This window comes from Paraburkholderia phenoliruptrix, from assembly GCF_019511605.1.
GTDB lineage: Bacteria > Pseudomonadota > Gammaproteobacteria > Burkholderiales > Burkholderiaceae > Paraburkholderia > Paraburkholderia phenoliruptrix_A.
The window spans coordinates 82,196-98,315 of the sequence record NZ_JAEUAV010000012.1 but is presented as its reverse complement, the minus strand read 5'-3'; the positions used below and the strand labels follow the sequence as shown (position 1 = coordinate 98,315).

The window sequence follows — 16,120 nt, the reverse complement described above, 5'->3', positions numbered from 1 at the left end:
TTCCGACTGCGTCAGATCGCCGAGCGCACACGCGTCGACGCTTCTTCGGTATCCGAACCAACGGACAGCGGTTCGATGCGGCCCACGATCACCAGATAGCTGAACGCGCCGAGAAAGCAGAAGCCGCCGGCCACGACGAGCGGAATCGTGAACGAGCCCTTGGTCATCGCGACCATCACGCCGGTAAACGTCGTGATCACGATGCCGGCCAGGTTCGACGCAAAGTTCTGAATGCCGCCGATCGACGCGACATGGTCCGGCGTCGGCGCGACGTCGCCCGGCAGCGACCAGATGCTCGCCGCCGCGAACGCGAGGCTGCCGTAGGCGATGCCGAAGAACGCGAGCATCAGATAGACATTCGCCGTGAATGCCGACAGCGTGATGACCGACGACAACAGCATGCCGCCGACCATGCAGGTCTTGCGCGCAGCGGTCAGGCTCCAGCCGCTCCGGAACAGCGCATCGGACACGTAGCCGCCGAGCCAGCCGCCCGGAATGGAGATCAGCGCCGGAATCATCCCCAGCGTGCCGAGCGATTTCAGCGAGAAGCCGCGCGTTTGCACGAGGTAGCTCGGAAACCACGTAATGAAGAAATAGATGACGAAATTCAGGCAAAAGAAGCCGAGCATCATTCCCCACAGCGTGCGGTGGCGAAACAGCGAGCCCCACGTGACGCGCTCGCGCTGTCTTGCGACGGCGGGCGCGCTGGCGGCAGCATTCGCGCTGCCTTCATCGAGCGGCGCGGGGTTCCGGTAGATCACGAACCAGCCGAGAATCCACACTGCGCCAAGTGCACCGGTGATGATGAACGCTGCTTTCCAGCCGACCGAACTGATGATCAGCGCGACGACCGGAATGGACAGCGCGGAGCCGACCCGCGAGCCGCTGTCGAAGATGCTGGTCGCAAGCGCGCGCTCCTTCACGGGGAACCACTGGCTCACGAGCTTCGCGCACGACGGATACGCGCCCGCCTCGCCGACGCCGAGCAGCAAGCGGCAGCCGAACATGCCCGCAACGCTGCTGGTTGCCGCGGTCAGCGCGGTGAACACAGACCACCAGCCAACGGCGAGCGGCAACGCGATACGTGCGCCAACGCGATCGACGAACCAGCCGAACGGCATTTGCATCAACGCGTAGGTCCAGAAAAAGCCGCTCAGAATGAAACCCATCTGCGCCGGTCCGATGCCCAGCGCCTTTTCGATTTCCGGCGCCGCGACGGCGAGGTTCGCGCGATCGATGTAGTTCACCGCGATCGCGAGAAAGCTCAGAAAAATCACCACCCAACGCATTTTGCGCATCACACGTCTCCTCCTTTATCGAATATGGGACCGGTTCCGCAGTCTCACGCACCGCGCTCAAAGCGCGCGAAGCGCGCCGTGCAGGCGATGCGGACAGTCCGGCGACTGGGGCGCGCAGCGCATCGCCAGTGCTGGGCAACCGTTCACACGGCAGCCGCGTCGATCGGCTTGGGCGCCTTGGCGCCCGCACTGCCGTGCGACGGGCCTTGCCGTGAAGCCATGCGGCACCCGCACCGAACGCCAGAATTAATCTGGCCTTACCAGAAGCGACAAATTAAAATGCCACCGGACCATTGGTCAAGCCAATTTCGTGGAAAATCCGGGTAATCCCCGGGTCGGGCCAAACGCCGTGGCTGCGCCGCGTTGCCTGTTTTGCCGGTAGTACGCTTCGATCTACAATCGGCGCTCGCCTTAACGGCGCGTGCCCGCGCCACCTTGCCAGGAAAGCTTGTGACAGACAAACCCGCCGACCCCCGCCGTCTTTATCTGCAGATCGCGGAGAAGCTGCGCGCTCTGATCGCCGAGCCGGACTTCGCGCCCAACGGCCGCCTGCCTTCGGAGCGCGCACTCGCGGCAACGCTTGCGGTGTCGCGCCCGTCGGTGCGCGAGGCGCTGGTTGCACTGGAGCTGGAGGGGCTGGTCGAGATTCGCATGGGTTCGGGCGTGTACGTGTGCGCAACGCCGCAGACGCACAGCAAGGAGCCGTTGTCGCGCGCCGAACTGGGCGACAGCCTGCTCGACATCATGGGGGCACGCTGCGTGATCGAAGGCTCGATCGCGGCGAGCGTCGCACCGTTTTGCAAAGCGAAGGAGCTGAAGCACCTGCGCGAGCTGTACGACGAAATGCAGCGCGAGGTCTCTGCGGGACGGATTCCGGTTGCCGCCGACCGCGCATTTCACCTCGCCATCGCGCAGATGACCGGCAACGAGGTGCTCGTGCGCACCGTCAGTTCGCTGTTCGATGCGCGGCACAGTCCGCTGTCCGAAAAGCTGCGCGGCCATTTCGAAAACGAGAGCACATGGGGCGCGGTGCCCGACGAGCACCGCGTGATACTCGAGGCGCTCGAAGCGCATGATCCGATCCAGGCTCAAGCCAGCATGCAGCGTCACCTGAAGATGTCGCTGGAACGGGTGATCGCCGGGCAGCCGAACGGACAGCGGCGCTGAAAGCAACGCTCGCCGCGCATCCGCAAGCGCATCCCGCAGAAAGCGCCGCGCGGCGCGGCAAATGCGGACATCGCGCCACGCCCCGCGGCCTTCGGCAGACTCAGATCAGTTCGCGTTGCGCGAGATTGCGGTAAAGCGCGCGCACCCCAAAGGTCCACGGCGCCACTTCCGTACTCAGCCGCACCGTGTTGACGAGCGCACCCAGTTCCGGCGCGGAGATGGTCACCACGTCGCCCAAGTGATGCGTGAATCCGCCGCCGGGGGCGTCGCGGTCCTTGATGGGCGAGAACATGGTGCCGAGAAACAGCATGAAGCCATCCGGATACTGGTGATGCCGGCCCCACGTCTGCGCAACGAGATCCTGCGGATCGCGGCTTATTTCGCTCATGTGGCTCACGCCTTCGAGCACGAAGCCGTCGTCTGCCCCTTCCACGCGCAGGCCGACGCTGGTGCTGCGCACCGTGTCGAGATCGAACGCGTCGTCGAACAGGCGCACGAACGGGCCAATGGCACACGACGCGTTGTTGTCCTTGCACTTGCCGAGCAGCAGCGCCGAGCGCCCTTCTATATCGCGCAGATTCACATCGTTGCCGAGCGTTGCGCCGACAATCTCGCCGCGGCTGTTCACGGCCAGCACGATCTCGGGCTCAGGGTTGTTCCAGTGCGATGCCGCGAGCAAGCCAACGTCGGCGCCAAGGCCGACTGCCGACATCGGCTGGGATTTCGAAAACACTTCCGCATCGGGACCAATGCCGACCTCCATGTACTGCGACCACGCCCCGCGCCGCTCGAGTTCGGCCTTCAGCTTCATCGCCGCCTCGGAGCCCGGCTTGATCTTCGACAGATCGGTGCCGATGGTGGCCGCAATGGTGGCGCGCACTTCCTGAGCCTTCGCCGGATCGCCGCCCGCCTGCTCCTCGATCACACGCTCGATGAGACTCACAGCAAAAGTGACGCCGCACGCCTTGATCGCCTGCAGATCGTTTGGCGCGAGCAGTCGCACGTCGTCCGTCGGCCCGGCATGCAGCGCGGCTTCTATCAGCTTGTCCACGGGACCGAGCGACTCGCCCGACACCGTGCGCGCGAACGCGACCAGGTCTCGCCGATCGAAAAGGTCTGAAGTGGTCGGCGCGCTTGCCGTGATGTCCAACACCTCGCCGTTGCGCACGAGCACGACACAGGGCCCCGCCAGATCGCCGGCCGGCGAACTGAGTTTGCGCCACACCCGGCCGACGAGCAGCGCCTGCCCGACATCGTGTGGAAGAATGGATGCTGCGGAAATGTCCTTCATTCGTGATGTCTCCTGGTGGTCTGTCAGTGCGAGTGACGCGGATTGCCGCGCTTTTCGATGACGTTCAGATACAGCGTAGCGGGTTCGAGGCAGCCGCCCGTCGACAGTTGCCCGACCGTCTTGCGGTACAGCTCCTGCCACGGCGTCTGTGCTGCGGGAATCGCGAAGCTCGCCGTTTCGCGCCGGCGCGCCAGCTCGGCCTCGTCGACCAGTACGTCGACCTTGCGGGCGTTCAGATCGACGCGAATCCGGTCACCGGTTTGCAGCAATGCGAGCCCGCCGCCGACGGCTGCCTCCGGCGACATGTTCAGAATCGAGGGGCTTGCGGAGGTGCCGCTCTGGCGTCCGTCTCCGAGCGTCGGCAACGATGTGATGCCCTGCCGTATCAGTTCGGCGGGCGGCGCCATGTTGACGACTTCCGCGCTGCCCGGATAACCCACCGTGCCTGCCCCGCGAATCACGAGAATGCAGTGCTGGTCGATTTCGAGCGCCGGGTCGTTGATGCGGGCGTGATAATCCTCGGGACCATCGAACACGATAGCGCGCGCCTCGAAGGTGTTTTCCGCGCCGGGCTCGCTCAGATAGGTTTGCCGGAACGCCTCGCCGACCACCGACATCTTCATGATGGCACTGTCGAAGAAGTTGCCCGACAGCACCATGAACCCCGCCCCGTGCTTGAGCGGCTCGGCGGCTGTCTTGATGACCTCGCGGTCAGGTTCGGCGGTGCTGTCCGCGATTGCACCAATGGTCCGGCCGGAAACGGTCAGGCAGTCGCGGTGCAACAGCGCCGCCTTGTCCAGTTCGCGCAGCACGCCCGGCACGCCGCCTGCCCGATGGAAGCTCTCCCCCAGATATTCGCCCGCAGGCATGCAGTTCACGATGAGCGGCACCTGCTCGCCCACGCGCTGCCAGTCGGCGAGGCTGAGGTCCACGCCGACGTGCCGGGCAATCGCGATCAGATGCGGCGGACAGTTGGTCGATGCGCCAAGCGCCGACGCAACCACGATGGCGTTTTCGAACGCTTCCCTCGTCATGATGTGCGAAGGCCGCACGTCGTCGCGCACGAGCTGGACGATGCGCTTGCCCGACGCGTAAGCCATCTGGCCGCGCTCGCGATACGCCGCGGGAATGCTGGCGCAGCCCGGCAGCGACATGCCCAGGGCCTCCGCGAGACTGTTCATCGAGAGCGCCGTTCCCATCGTATTGCAGTGGCCGATGGACGGCGACGAGGCCGTCGTCAGCTCCATGAACCCTTCGTAATCGATCTCGCCTGCCGCGAGCAGATTGCGCGCATGCCAGATGACCGTGCCCGAGCCGACGCGTTTTCCCTGATGCCAGCCGTCGAGCATCGGGCCGCCGGACAGCACGATGGCCGGCATATCGACGGTTGCCGCGGCCATCAGACAGGCAGGCGTGGTTTTGTCGCAGCCGGTGGTGAGCACCACGCCGTCGAGCGGAAAGCCATGCAGGATTTCCACGAGCCCGAGATAGGCGAGATTGCGGTCGAGCGCGGCCGTCGGCCTGCGGCTTTGCTCCGCGAGCGGATGGACGGGAAACTCCATCGGAATGCCGCCGGCGTCGCGAATTCCCGCTTTGGTGCGCTCGGCCAGTTGGATGTGGTGACGATTGCACGGCGCGAGATCGCTGCCCGTTTGTGCAATGCCGATGATCGGACGGCCCGACTGCAATTCTTCGCGTGTGAGCCCGTAGTTCATGAAGCGCTCGACGTAGAGCGCGGTCATGTCGGCGTGCGAGGGATCGTCGAACCACTCCTGGCTGCGCAGGCGGCGTGTATTGGATGAGGTCATGCCGTACTCCTTGATGGTGGCCTGCGGGGCTAACGTCAGGCGCGAAGCGTCTCTTGTGTGCTCAGCCGGACCGGCTGCCGGCCCTCGCCGCGCTCGGCAGGAGCGTCGGTCTGGCTGCTCGCACTGTCGTTATGTTATCGGTAACATGTTTTTATCTTAGCACGCGCTAACCGGCTGCGCATCTTAAAGCCTGCGACTTAGCGGGCAACTAAGTAAGCAACTTAGCAAGCAACTTAGCGGGCGACAACTAGGCGCTCTCGCGCGGCACGACAGCGTAGTTGATGACGACCTTGCGCTGTGCGCGTGCGGAATCGAGCTGGCCGGCTTGCGCGGCGAGCAGCAATTCGCCCGTGCGCTGGCCGATGCCGTAGGCGTCCACCGATACGGTCGTGATGGTCGGGTTGCTGCAAACCGCCACTTCGAAATTGCCGAAGCCCGCCACCGCAATGTCGTTCGGCACGCTCAACCCGCGACGCTGACACTGCATGATGGCACCGAACGCGGACATATCGCTCACGCACATAACGGCGTCCGTATCGGGCCAGCGGTCGAGCAGCGCATCGAGCGCCGGCGCGCCGTGAGTCATGGTGATGGGCGATTCGCCGAGGCGCACGACGCGAGGCTCGCCGAGGCCCTGCGCCTTCATCTCCTGCAGATAGCCCTTGAGACGCTCGAGGCCGCGGCGGTCGAGGTCGCTCGCCCCGCACAGGAAGCCGATCTTGCGGTAGCCCTTGTCCTTCAGATAGCGCACCATCTCGCGGGCGGCGCGCACGTTCGAAAACCCGACCGCCATGTCGATTGGCTTCGCCGGCAGGTCCCACATTTCGACGACGGGTATTTGCGCGCGCTCCAGCAGCCGCCGCGTACCGTCCGTGTGCTGCGAGCCCGTCAGGGCGACGCATCGCGGCTGGTACCGCAACATGGAGCGCACGATACGCTCCTCCCGCTCGAGGCCGTAGTCGGTATCGCCCAGCAGCAGTTGCAGACCTTCCGGTTCGAGAACGGACGTGAGTCCACGCACCGTATCCGAGAAATTCGAACTCGCGAGCGAAGGCACGAGGACCGCCACGAAATCGGACCGGCCGGACGACAGTGCGCCCGCCGCCGCGTCGGCCACATAGCCGAGCTGCGCAATGGCTTGCTCGACACGTTCGCGCGTTGCGGGCGCAACGCTGTGTCTCGCCAGCACGCGCGATACGGTCATCTTGCTGACCTTGGCGATACGCGCCACGTCCGCCATACGCGGCGGGCTGGCGGACTCCGATTGGCTGCCGCGCTCAGCCCCGCGCTGCGTTGTGCGCGCCGGCCGCGCGGTTCTCGGCAAACGGTTGGTGGTGCTCATCGGGCTCCGGTGTGCTTGTTGCGAATGGCGAGGCTTCAGGCCGAACCTGTGCCCCACGACGATTCGCGATGATAGATGCAACAGCCGCGCGCCTAGGTAAATACCCCTGGCTAGCGTTTTCGGCTTTGCGTTTCTGGCCAGGCGCATGCTACCTTCGTTACCGATAACATACCAATCGACAGAAAAACTGCAAGCCGGATTGTTATCGGTAACATTGCCGGTTCCCTTCGGCAAAGCCGATTGGCGTGAAGGCTTGCACGCAGGCGAACGCTGTGTCGATGTGCGCGACCCGCGCCGCCCTACCGCTCAAGATATGCACAAAGGAGACAAAGCCATGCCAGGCATCGCTCAGACGGCTGATTCGTCCGTCGCGGTCGACCAGACCGAAGAACTGCTGTACCGCAAGGTCCTGAAGCGGATCTTGCCGCTACTGCTGCTGTGTTACGTCGTGGCATATCTGGACCGCGTAAACGTCGGCTTCGCCAAGTTGCAGATGCTCGACTCGTTGGGCCTGAGCGACGCCGTCTATGCGTTCGGCGCGAGCATCTTCTTCTGGGGATACTTCATCTTCGAGGTGCCGAGCAACCTGCTCCTGCACCGGTATGGCGCGCGGTTCTGGATCGCACGCATCATGGTGTCATGGGGTGTGGTCTCTTCGTCGCTCGCTTTCATTGCGCCGCTTGCAAGTTTTTTCCACGTCCAGACATCCACGATGTTTTACGCCCTGCGCTTTCTGCTGGGCGTCTGTGAGGCAGGGTTCTTTCCCGGCATCATTCTCTACATGAACTACTGGTTCCCTGCGCGGCGCCAAAGTGTCGCCATGTCCGGGTTCCTTATCGCGATTCCTGTGAGCCTGACGCTTGGCGGCGTGGTTTCCGGGTGGCTGATGGAAAACACACACGGCGCGTTGGGTCTGGACGGCTGGCAGTGGATGCTGCTGGTGGAAGGCATCCCGTCGATTCTCGTTGCATTCCTCGTGCTCTTTCGCATGGGCGACGGTATTCAGTCGGCGAAATGGCTGAGCGCCTCCGAGAAGGCAGTGCTGCAAAAGAACCTCGTGCAGGAGAGCTCGAAGAAGACGCACAGCATGGGCGCGGCGCTAAAGAGCCCCCGCGTGTGGCTGCTCACGTTCATCCTGCTGACGTTCAACACCGGGTTCTACGGTCTGGCGTTCTGGCTGCCGTCCATCATCAAGGCATCCGGTGTGAAAAGCGCGCTCAATATCGGTTTGCTGACCGCCATCCCGTACCTGAGCGCTGTTGTCGCGATGATCTGGAATGCCCGGCACTCGCGCAAGACAGGCGAGCGCCGGCTGCACGCGGCGATTCCCGCGTTTATCGGCGGTGTCGGGCTGATTCTCAGCGCCAGCTTCGCGAACAACGTGCCGCTTTCCATTGTCTTCCTGACAATCGCGACTTGCGCAATTCTCGGCCTGATGCCGATTTTCTGGACCTTCCCGGGCCAGATCCTTTCAGGAACGGCAGCGGCGGCAGGCATCGCGCTGATCAATTCAGTAGGCAATCTCAGCGGCTTTACCGGTTCGATGATTACGAGCGTGGCGAAGGACCTGACGGGCAACATCAACAACGGCACTTACGCACTGGGTGCGTGTCTGCTCATTAGTTGCGCCCTCATCCTTTTGATCCCGAAGACCATGTTGAACAACGACCGGAGCTGACGAGCCAGGCTGGCTTGCATCGGCCGGTTGGCGGGGCGACGGGGTTGTCGCCCCGTTTTGTTCTATTTTCTGGGAACGCGGCCCTTCTATCTCGCAACGGTGCCAGAAGATAGCGTCAGCGGATGCTGAATGCTCGGCACCACCTTCATTGATGTCTGCGCAGACATCCTCACCTCAGCGAGAATCAACGGGCAACTCCAGTTAGCGTTGAATACATGCCGAAGGCAACCCATGTATTCAACCGACAACTGCCCCTACCCATCTCATCAGCATGCAAAATAGCGTCGAAGCATGGCCGGTCCCAGCTTCGCGCGTTTGATGCGATTCCGTACCTTGGATCGCCCCGCAGCCTGACCTGGACGCAAGGCGCCCGCCTCCACGCCGTTGCACATGTCGGCCTTGCGACATGACATTGCGCGCTTGCCGTGTTTGCTCCTTGCTTGGCCTCTGCAGACGTGCATCCGTCACCGCGGGCTAGCGCCCTCACTTCTTCGCCAAATCTCCGTCACAATCCCCTACCCGCTGCCGCAGCGGGTCCAGCAATCGCTGCAAAAAAATTTTTTGCGCCCTCCACAATATCCGCGCTTCTGAAACGTCTTCAGGCACATGGAACGACCACCCACCTCACGCCCGATGACCGAGAGCGATAGCCACATCACAGCGACCGTGGCGCGCGAGCGCACGAGGCTCGTCAATTTCATCCGGCGTCGAATCCGCGACCCGGATGATGCGGAGGACATCCTGCAGGACGTGTTCCACGAATTCGTGCGGGCTTACAGGCTGCCCGCGCCGATTGAACAGGCGAGTGCGTGGCTTTTTCGCGCCGCTCGCAACCGCATTGTCGATCGCTTTCGCAAGAAAAAAGAGTTGCAACTGACGGGTCCGTTGGAGGCCGAGTCTGAGGACGACGCCGGCAGTGAATATCGTCTCGATCTCACCATGCCTGCCCACGATGCGGGTCCAGAGGCGCTTTACGCTCGCGCTTTGCTGCTCACGGCCTTGCAGGATGCACTCGATGAGTTGCCGCCGAATCAGCGCGAGGTTTTCATCGCTCACGAACTGGAGGGGTGGTCCTTCAAGGACATGGTGGCACAAAGCGGTGTACCGCTTAACACGCTGCTCGCGCGCAAACGCTATGCGGTCCAGCATTTGCGCGCCAGACTGCTGCCCGTTTATGACGAACTGGACATTTAAAGGAGTCGATGGATGAATTTTCGAATCAGATATGTCGGTAAGGCGCTGCTGGCACTCTGCGCCATAGGCGTGCTTGGTTGGGTGGTGATGGCGCTGTGGAATTGGGTGATGCCGGCGCTCTTCGTCGGGGCCAAGCCGATCGACTTCGCGCATGCGTTGGGCTTGCTGGTGCTAAGCCGCATTCTGTTTGGCGGATTTCGCGGACACGGCGGCTGGCGCGAGCGGCGTCATTGGCGCAAGTGGGAAGCGATGACGCCCGAGGAACGCGAGCAGTTTCAGACGGCGTGGCGTTCGCGCCATGCGCGGCGTGCGGAGGATTGAACATGCGCGAGAACCCGATTCGCGACTGCAAGCAGGAGCCGGGCGTGATTGCACCAGTCGTCGACCTGAAACGTTGTGAAGGCAAAGGCGATTGCCTGCGGGTCTGCCCGGAGAACGTGTTTGAAATACGGCGTGTCGACGACGCGGACTACGTCGGTCTCGACTGGATGCACCGCCTCAAGCTGCGCGTGCATGGAATGAAAGTCGCCTATACGCCGAACGCGCAGGCCTGCCGGTCCTGCGGCCTTTGTGTGACAGCATGCCCTGAACGCGCGATCAAGCTCGTCAGGACGACATAACGTTTCATCTTTCACCGGTGGCAAAAGGCTGACGTAGACCCTCTCGTGCGGCAGTCATTCGCTGTAAATGTCACCGGCATTCGCGATCTTCTCAAGGAGCGCACATGACACCAACAACCGCATTGCTATTGCGACAGCTCCACGAACAGAGCGAGGCTGAGATAACCGCGCGAGCACGCGGGCAGTTTCAGGGGTCGAGCGAAGAGTTTCTGGATCTCGCGGACGAATACGACACGCTCGCGCCCAGACTGCGTGGACGCTTTCTCGAAACACTCGGGCTGTCCAGCGAGGACTTCGAGTCGTCTCAAGGCACGCCTTTGTCGTTAGCCGTGTCGGCGGAGACTGGAAGGTTCCTGCGCAACATGGTGTTGGCACACAAACCGTCCCGAGTCCTCGAACTCGGCAGTTCGTGCGGTGTGTCCACGTTGTACATTGCCGAGGCTCTCCGCAACTCAGGCAGTGGTATCGTCGTCGCGACCGAACTGGATGCGCTCAAGTGTGCACGCCTTCGGGCCAACATCGAAACGGCGGGCCTGGACGCGTATGTCGATCTGCGGGAAGGCGATGTATTGCAGACCGTCGCCGAACTCGACGACGTGTTCGACATGGTATTCATCGACGTATGGGCCGACATCTACCTCGAAGTATTCAAACGGATCGAACACCTGCTGCGGCCTGGATCTATCGTTCTCGCCGACAACATGTACACAGCCGAACACGCCGTCCGGCCATACAAGCAATACCTCGACGGCGATGCGCGCTTCGCGACCACGACGCTGAACTTCGAATCAGGACTCGAGTTCACGGTCGTCGTTCAGTAAATGCATCCGAAGCGCCTCGGTTTGGGTACATGAATGCCTTCGCGACACCTCATTCCACCGCACCCCGAACCCGGGCTCCGCTCGCCGCGCGGCGCGTGCCACGCTGCACGACGCCAAACCATGCGGCGAGCAGCGCAATCGCCACGAGCACCGTAGCCACGAACGAGAAAAGCGCCCCGATCGAGAGCTGCAAAGAAAGCAGCACACCGCCGAGCACAGTCCCGGCCACCGAGCCGAGTTTGCCGACGCCGATCGCCGAGCCCACACCGGTGGAGCGAAGGCGCGTCGGATAGATCATGCCCGAGACCGCATACAACGCGAACTGACTGCCGATCACGCATACGCCACTGGCAAACACGGCAGCAAAGAGTGCAACAGGCGACATCGGCATGCCGAGCGAGGCCGCGATCGGGCAGCCGGTCACGGCAAGAAACAGCAGCACGCGAACGCCGTAACGATCGACGAAACGGCTCAATAGCAGCGCGCCCACCGTTCCGCCGACGGGAAACATCATCGCCGCCTGCGCGGCGCGCACGGGTTCCAGCGTGCCCATGCTGAACAGAATCGGCAGCCAGTTCTGCAGAAAGTGCAGCGCGAGCGAGTTGAGAACGAATAGCGCCCACAGCAGCGGTGTAACGCGAGCGAGACCCTGCTGGAATAGCGCGCTCGGCCGCGCGCGCACGTTGGGCTCGTCGTCGATCACATAACGCGCGGCCTCCTCTGCGTCGCTTGCGCCAAGGCGCACCGCAATCCGGCGTATGTCGCGCGCGTCACGTCCGTTCATGATCAGAAAGCGTATTGACTCCGGCAGCACCGCGAATGAGGCAAGCGCGATTGCCACGGCAGCCGCCCCGCCCACCGTGAACAGCACGGGCCAGCCGTAACGCGGCAGCAACCATGACGCGACCGCCCCACCGCCGCCCGCGCCAATCGAAAACCCCGAGAACATCAGCGTGATCCAGGTGGCGCGCCGTGCCGCCGGCGCATATTCGGAAACGAGCGCGACCGTGTTGGGCACCACCCCGCCCATGCCGATGCCTGCCAGAAAGCGCAGTAGCGTAAGCTGCTCGAGCGAGCTCGCGTAGCTGCACAGCCACGTCAGAACACCGAACCAGAGCGAGCCGTAGATAATGGTTTTGCGTCTGCCGAAGCGGTCTCCGGCGAAACCGAGCAGCAGCGAGCCCACGAGCACACCCGCGAGTCCCACGCCGAAGACGCGCCCGAAACCAGCCGCGTTCGTATGCCACGCACGCATCAGCGCGGGCGCGGCATACGCGGCCGCCACCTGGTCGTAGCCGTCGATCAGCACGATCAGGAAACACCAGACAATCAGCAACAGCGCAAAGCCATGAAGCCGCTGCCGCTCGATCAGGGCCGAGACGTCGATGGTATTCATCGGCGGCCTCCGCATGCTTTGTATGGCTGGTCCAGTGCGCGCGCGTGTCGATGCATGTCGTGTCTCCATTCGTGTTTTTGTAGTGATGCGTTTGAACGACTGCCAGCCGCTAGTCCGAAAGGCTAGTCCGAAGGCGTGACGCGGAAACTCGCCACCTGCCGCTCCAGTTCACGCGATTGCTCATTGAGCGCCTGCGCAGCGGCGCTCGCCTCCTCCACCAGCGCGGCGTTCTGCTGGGTGATGGAATCCATCAGCGTGATTGCGGCGTCGATCTGTTCGATACCGGCGCGCTGTTCTTCCGCGGACGAGACGATGCTGCCCATCATGTCCGCGAAACGCCGCGCGGCCTCGAGAATATTGCCAATCGACTGTTCGGCCTGACCGACCATCGCGGTGCCGTCCGCAGCCGCGGCCACCGCATCGCTCACCAGCTCGCCAATTTCCTTTGCCGCCGTCGACGCGTGCTGCGCGAGCGAACGCACCTCGGCGGCAACCACGGCAAAGCCTCGCCCGTGCGTGCCGGCACGCGCCGCCTCCACCGCTGCGTTGAGCGCCAGAATATTGGTCTGAAAAGCGATGCCTTCGATAATGCCGGTGATGTCTGCGATTTTCCGCGCGCTCGATTCGATGCGCGCCATCGTGTCGCTCACGCGCCCGATGGCGCCGTTGCCGTCGTTCGCCGCAGCAGACGCCTCGCCGGCAATGGTGTGCGCCTGCTGTGCGCGGGTCGCGTTCTGCCGTACCGTGCCGGTCAGTTCGGTCATGCTTGCAGCGGTTTGTTCGAGCGAGGCGGCCTGCTCCTCCGTGCGCGACGACAGATCCAGAGTGCCCGCTGCGATTTCCGCGGTCGCGGCGCTAATCGACTGGCTGCTCGCTCGCACTGCGCTGACGGTCTGCGCGAGGCGCGCCTGCATATCGCGCAGGCCGTCGAGCAGTTGCCCCATCTCGTCGTTGCGCAGATGCGCGATGTCACGTTGCAGGTCGCCCGCGGCTATCGCTTCGAAGTGCGTCAACGCATCGTTCAGCGGCGTCATGATCGCGCGTCGCAGCGAGATCCAGCTCCATCCCGCCGCCGCGACGCCGAACGCGATCATCGCGGCCGATGCGGCAAAGAACCGGTAGAAATAGCGCTCGGCGTCTTCGTAGCTGCGTTTGGCGTTTGCATAAAGCGTGCGCTTTAACTCGTCGTTTGCGCTGCTCATGGCGTTAAAGAGCGGGCTCAGTTGCACCGTGCCGATGCGTTGCGCGGCCTCGCGGTCCTGAGCCTTGAGCGCGTCGATAAACGCGCGCATCGCCACGCGCATCGAGGCGCGCCGCTGGCTCGCGGCTTCGATCAACGGCGCTTCGCCAGGCTCGTGCGGCTGGTTGACGAAAGCGCGCCATTCGTCGTCGGAACGCTGGAAGAAGTCGCTCGCGTGGGCGATCTGCTCCTGCGCGCGCGGGCCCTCCGGCTGCGCCGTTGCACCGCCGAGCACGAGCCGTGTGCGTCCAATCAGCAGTTCCGCGTTGCCGATATGCACAGCCGCGGTGAGCTTGTTCTCGTAGGTGTCCCGGCTCGCGCGATTGGCGTGCCACGCTCCCGCCAGGCCTAGCGCTCCGATGCCGCACATCAGAGCCGCGAGTAGCGCGATTGTCAGCGCGAGTCGCGCCTGAAGAGACATCGCTCTGGCACGCTTGACGCGCGCCACGGCCTGCCGCGCCAAAGCAGTGTTACGGGAATCGGGCATGGTCGAAACGAATTGAGGCGTCATGGCGTGGGCCTGAAAGCATGGTCGGGAGCAAGGACAAAAGCATGCGGTGCGACTAACGTAAGGTATCCGAACTAAATGGCGAGGCCGCGTTCCGGTTCGGCGTGACTGCCGCGCTTCACTGGTGGCGACGGCGGCGGCAGCAGCAGCAGCAGCAGCAGCGGCAGCAGCAGCAGCAGCAGCAGCAGCAGGAAACGATAGACGCTCTCTACTACGAGTCGTGAAGCATGGAGCGCCGCAGCGCGTCAGCGGACGGTTCCGGCGCCGCGACCTGCGCATGGGCGTCGCCGAAGCGGGCTCGATAAAGCAGCGCGAGCACCGTCGAGAATACGGCGGCAATGACGAACAGCAGCGAAGCCGCGTAAAAAAGCTGCGTGATCGGCAGATGCATGGAGAGCAGTAGCCCGCCGATCACCGGCCCCGATACGGAGCCGATCTTGCCGACCGATATGGCGCTGCCCACGCCCGCCGAGCGGAACGAGGTCGGATAGATCATGCCGGCCACCGCATACAGCCCGTATTGCGCGCCAACCACGCAAAAACCCGCGGCAAATACGGCGAGCATGAGCCACGTTTGCGAGGAGCCGTGACCGAGCAGCGCGACAACGGGAAAACCGATAACGGGTAGCGAAATGATGGCGAGTACGCCATGCCGGTCCACAAAGCGGCACAGGATCAGACCGCCGAGCACTCCACCTACCGAGAACATCATCGTGATGAGCCCTGCGCCGCGCGGATCGACGCCCATGCCTTCCATCAGGATGGGCAACCAGTTCTGCAGGAAATAGAGCGCCATGGAATTCGCAATGAACACGATCCACAGCAACGGCGTAATGGCGGCGAGGCCGTCGGAGAAAATCAGTTTCAGCACGAAGCGCTGCTTGTCACGCACCTCGCCCGCAACGAACTGCGCGTTAGCGGGAAGGTTCAGATCTGGGCGCAGACGCGTCATGAGACGGTGCAGCATGTGCGGATCGCGCTGACGTATCACGAGCAGCTTGGCGGATTCCGGCAACGTGAAGATCAGCAGCACTGCGACGAGCAGCGAGCCGCAGCCGCCCACCACGAACATCACAGGCCAGCCGAAGCGGTGGATGAGCGCCGATGAAACCAGCCCGCCCGAGCCCGCGCCAATCGAAAATCCGGAAAACATCAGCGTGACCCACGTCGCGCGCAGCCGCTTCGGTGCGTATTCGGCAACCAGTGCAACCGAGTTCGGCACCACGCCGCCCATGCCGATGCCGGCGAGAAAACGCAGCAGCATCAGTTGCTGTAGCGAGGTCGCCCACACCGAAGCGTAGGTCAGCACGCCGAAAAACAGACTGCCGATGACGATGGCTTTCTTGCGCCCGAGCCGGTCGCCCAGATAGCCAAAAATGAACGAGCCGATCAGCGTGCCGAACAGGCCCGCGCCGAACACCGGCCCGAAGCCGCCGCGCGCCACATGCCAGTCCTTGATGATGGCGGGCGCCGCGAACGAAACGGCGGTTTGATCGTAGCCGTCCATCAGCATGATCAGGAAACACCAGAACAGCAGGCCGACGGCAAAGCGTCCCGTCTTCTGCTCTTCTACCAGTGTCGCGATGTTGAAAGTCCGGTCTGCTTGCATGTGTATCCCATTGACCCCGCGTGCACGAGCCCGCCACCGTGGCGCGCCCGCTCGCGCTGTTGCTCCTCGATATCATTCACGGCGGCGCCACGGCCGGAGCCACAATATAAGAGGCGGCCCCGCGCGGCTCAATCAAAAAATTGCGATG

General features: G+C 63.3%; 13 protein-coding genes. 6 read left to right on the top strand and 7 right to left on the bottom strand.

Going from position 1 to position 16,120, the window contains the following annotated elements:
* Positions 1 to 11: 11 nt before the first annotated feature.
* Entirely contained in the window at positions 12 to 1,298 is a 1,287-nt protein-coding gene (locus tag JNB89_RS16965) for an MFS transporter (RefSeq protein ID WP_220363086.1), read from the bottom strand.
* Positions 1,299 to 1,748: 450 nt separating this feature from the next.
* On the opposite strand from JNB89_RS16965, the gene JNB89_RS16960 reads away from it, so the two are divergent.
* Positions 1,749 to 2,465 (top strand): FadR/GntR family transcriptional regulator, encoded by a 717-nt coding sequence (locus JNB89_RS16960; RefSeq protein WP_220363027.1) that lies wholly within the window; start codon positions 1,749 to 1,751, stop codon positions 2,463 to 2,465.
* A gap of 100 nt (positions 2,466 to 2,565) precedes the next feature.
* Here the strand turns inward: JNB89_RS16960 and JNB89_RS16955 are convergent, their stop codons facing one another.
* The 3 genes from JNB89_RS16955 to JNB89_RS16945 form a co-directional block, all read right to left on the bottom strand.
* On the bottom strand, positions 2,566 to 3,756 hold the full coding sequence (locus JNB89_RS16955; RefSeq protein ID WP_220363026.1) for a fumarylacetoacetate hydrolase family protein: 1,191 nt from the start codon (positions 3,754 to 3,756) through the stop codon (positions 2,566 to 2,568).
* A 23-nt stretch (positions 3,757 to 3,779) separates the two neighbouring features.
* Positions 3,780 to 5,564, bottom strand: a complete 1,785-nt coding sequence (locus JNB89_RS16950) for an IlvD/Edd family dehydratase (RefSeq protein ID WP_218741436.1) — start codon at positions 5,562 to 5,564, stop codon at positions 3,780 to 3,782.
* Positions 5,565 to 5,811: 247 nt separating this feature from the next.
* A complete protein-coding gene (locus JNB89_RS16945; RefSeq protein WP_041729775.1) occupies positions 5,812 to 6,804 on the bottom strand; it encodes a LacI family DNA-binding transcriptional regulator in 993 nt (330 codons plus the stop codon).
* A gap of 436 nt (positions 6,805 to 7,240) precedes the next feature.
* Between JNB89_RS16945 and JNB89_RS16940 the strand changes: the two genes are divergently transcribed.
* The 5 genes from JNB89_RS16940 (at position 7,241) to JNB89_RS16920 (ending at position 11,219) form a co-directional block, all read left to right on the top strand.
* The gene (locus JNB89_RS16940) at positions 7,241 to 8,584 is read left to right on the top strand and encodes an MFS transporter (protein ID WP_220363025.1); all 1,344 of its coding nucleotides are present in this window, start codon (positions 7,241 to 7,243) and stop codon (positions 8,582 to 8,584) included.
* A 606-nt stretch (positions 8,585 to 9,190) separates the two neighbouring features.
* Positions 9,191 to 9,778 (top strand): RNA polymerase sigma factor, encoded by a 588-nt coding sequence (locus JNB89_RS16935; RefSeq protein ID WP_220363024.1) that lies wholly within the window; start codon positions 9,191 to 9,193, stop codon positions 9,776 to 9,778.
* 12 nt (positions 9,779 to 9,790) lie between these two features.
* On the top strand, positions 9,791 to 10,099 hold the full coding sequence (locus JNB89_RS16930) for a hypothetical protein (RefSeq protein WP_220363023.1): 309 nt from the start codon (positions 9,791 to 9,793) through the stop codon (positions 10,097 to 10,099).
* 2 nt (positions 10,100 to 10,101) lie between these two features.
* Positions 10,102 to 10,398: a 4Fe-4S dicluster domain-containing protein gene (locus tag JNB89_RS16925; RefSeq protein ID WP_220363022.1), complete on the top strand. Its 297-nt coding sequence runs from the start codon at positions 10,102 to 10,104 to the stop codon at positions 10,396 to 10,398.
* Between the two features lie 104 nt (positions 10,399 to 10,502).
* A complete protein-coding gene (locus JNB89_RS16920) occupies positions 10,503 to 11,219 on the top strand; it encodes an O-methyltransferase (protein ID WP_220363021.1) in 717 nt (238 codons plus the stop codon).
* Between the two features lie 49 nt (positions 11,220 to 11,268).
* Here JNB89_RS16920 and JNB89_RS16915 read toward each other — a convergent pair whose 3' ends face one another.
* From JNB89_RS16915 to JNB89_RS16905, 3 genes are all read right to left on the bottom strand, one after another.
* On the bottom strand, positions 11,269 to 12,615 hold the full coding sequence (locus JNB89_RS16915; protein ID WP_220363020.1) for an MFS transporter: 1,347 nt from the start codon (positions 12,613 to 12,615) through the stop codon (positions 11,269 to 11,271).
* Positions 12,616 to 12,737: 122 nt separating this feature from the next.
* The gene (locus JNB89_RS16910) at positions 12,738 to 14,366 is read right to left on the bottom strand and encodes a methyl-accepting chemotaxis protein (protein WP_220363019.1); all 1,629 of its coding nucleotides are present in this window, start codon (positions 14,364 to 14,366) and stop codon (positions 12,738 to 12,740) included.
* 208 nt (positions 14,367 to 14,574) lie between these two features.
* Positions 14,575 to 15,972 (bottom strand): MFS transporter, encoded by a 1,398-nt coding sequence (locus JNB89_RS16905; RefSeq protein WP_220363018.1) that lies wholly within the window; start codon positions 15,970 to 15,972, stop codon positions 14,575 to 14,577.
* Positions 15,973 to 16,120: the final 148 nt, after the last annotated feature.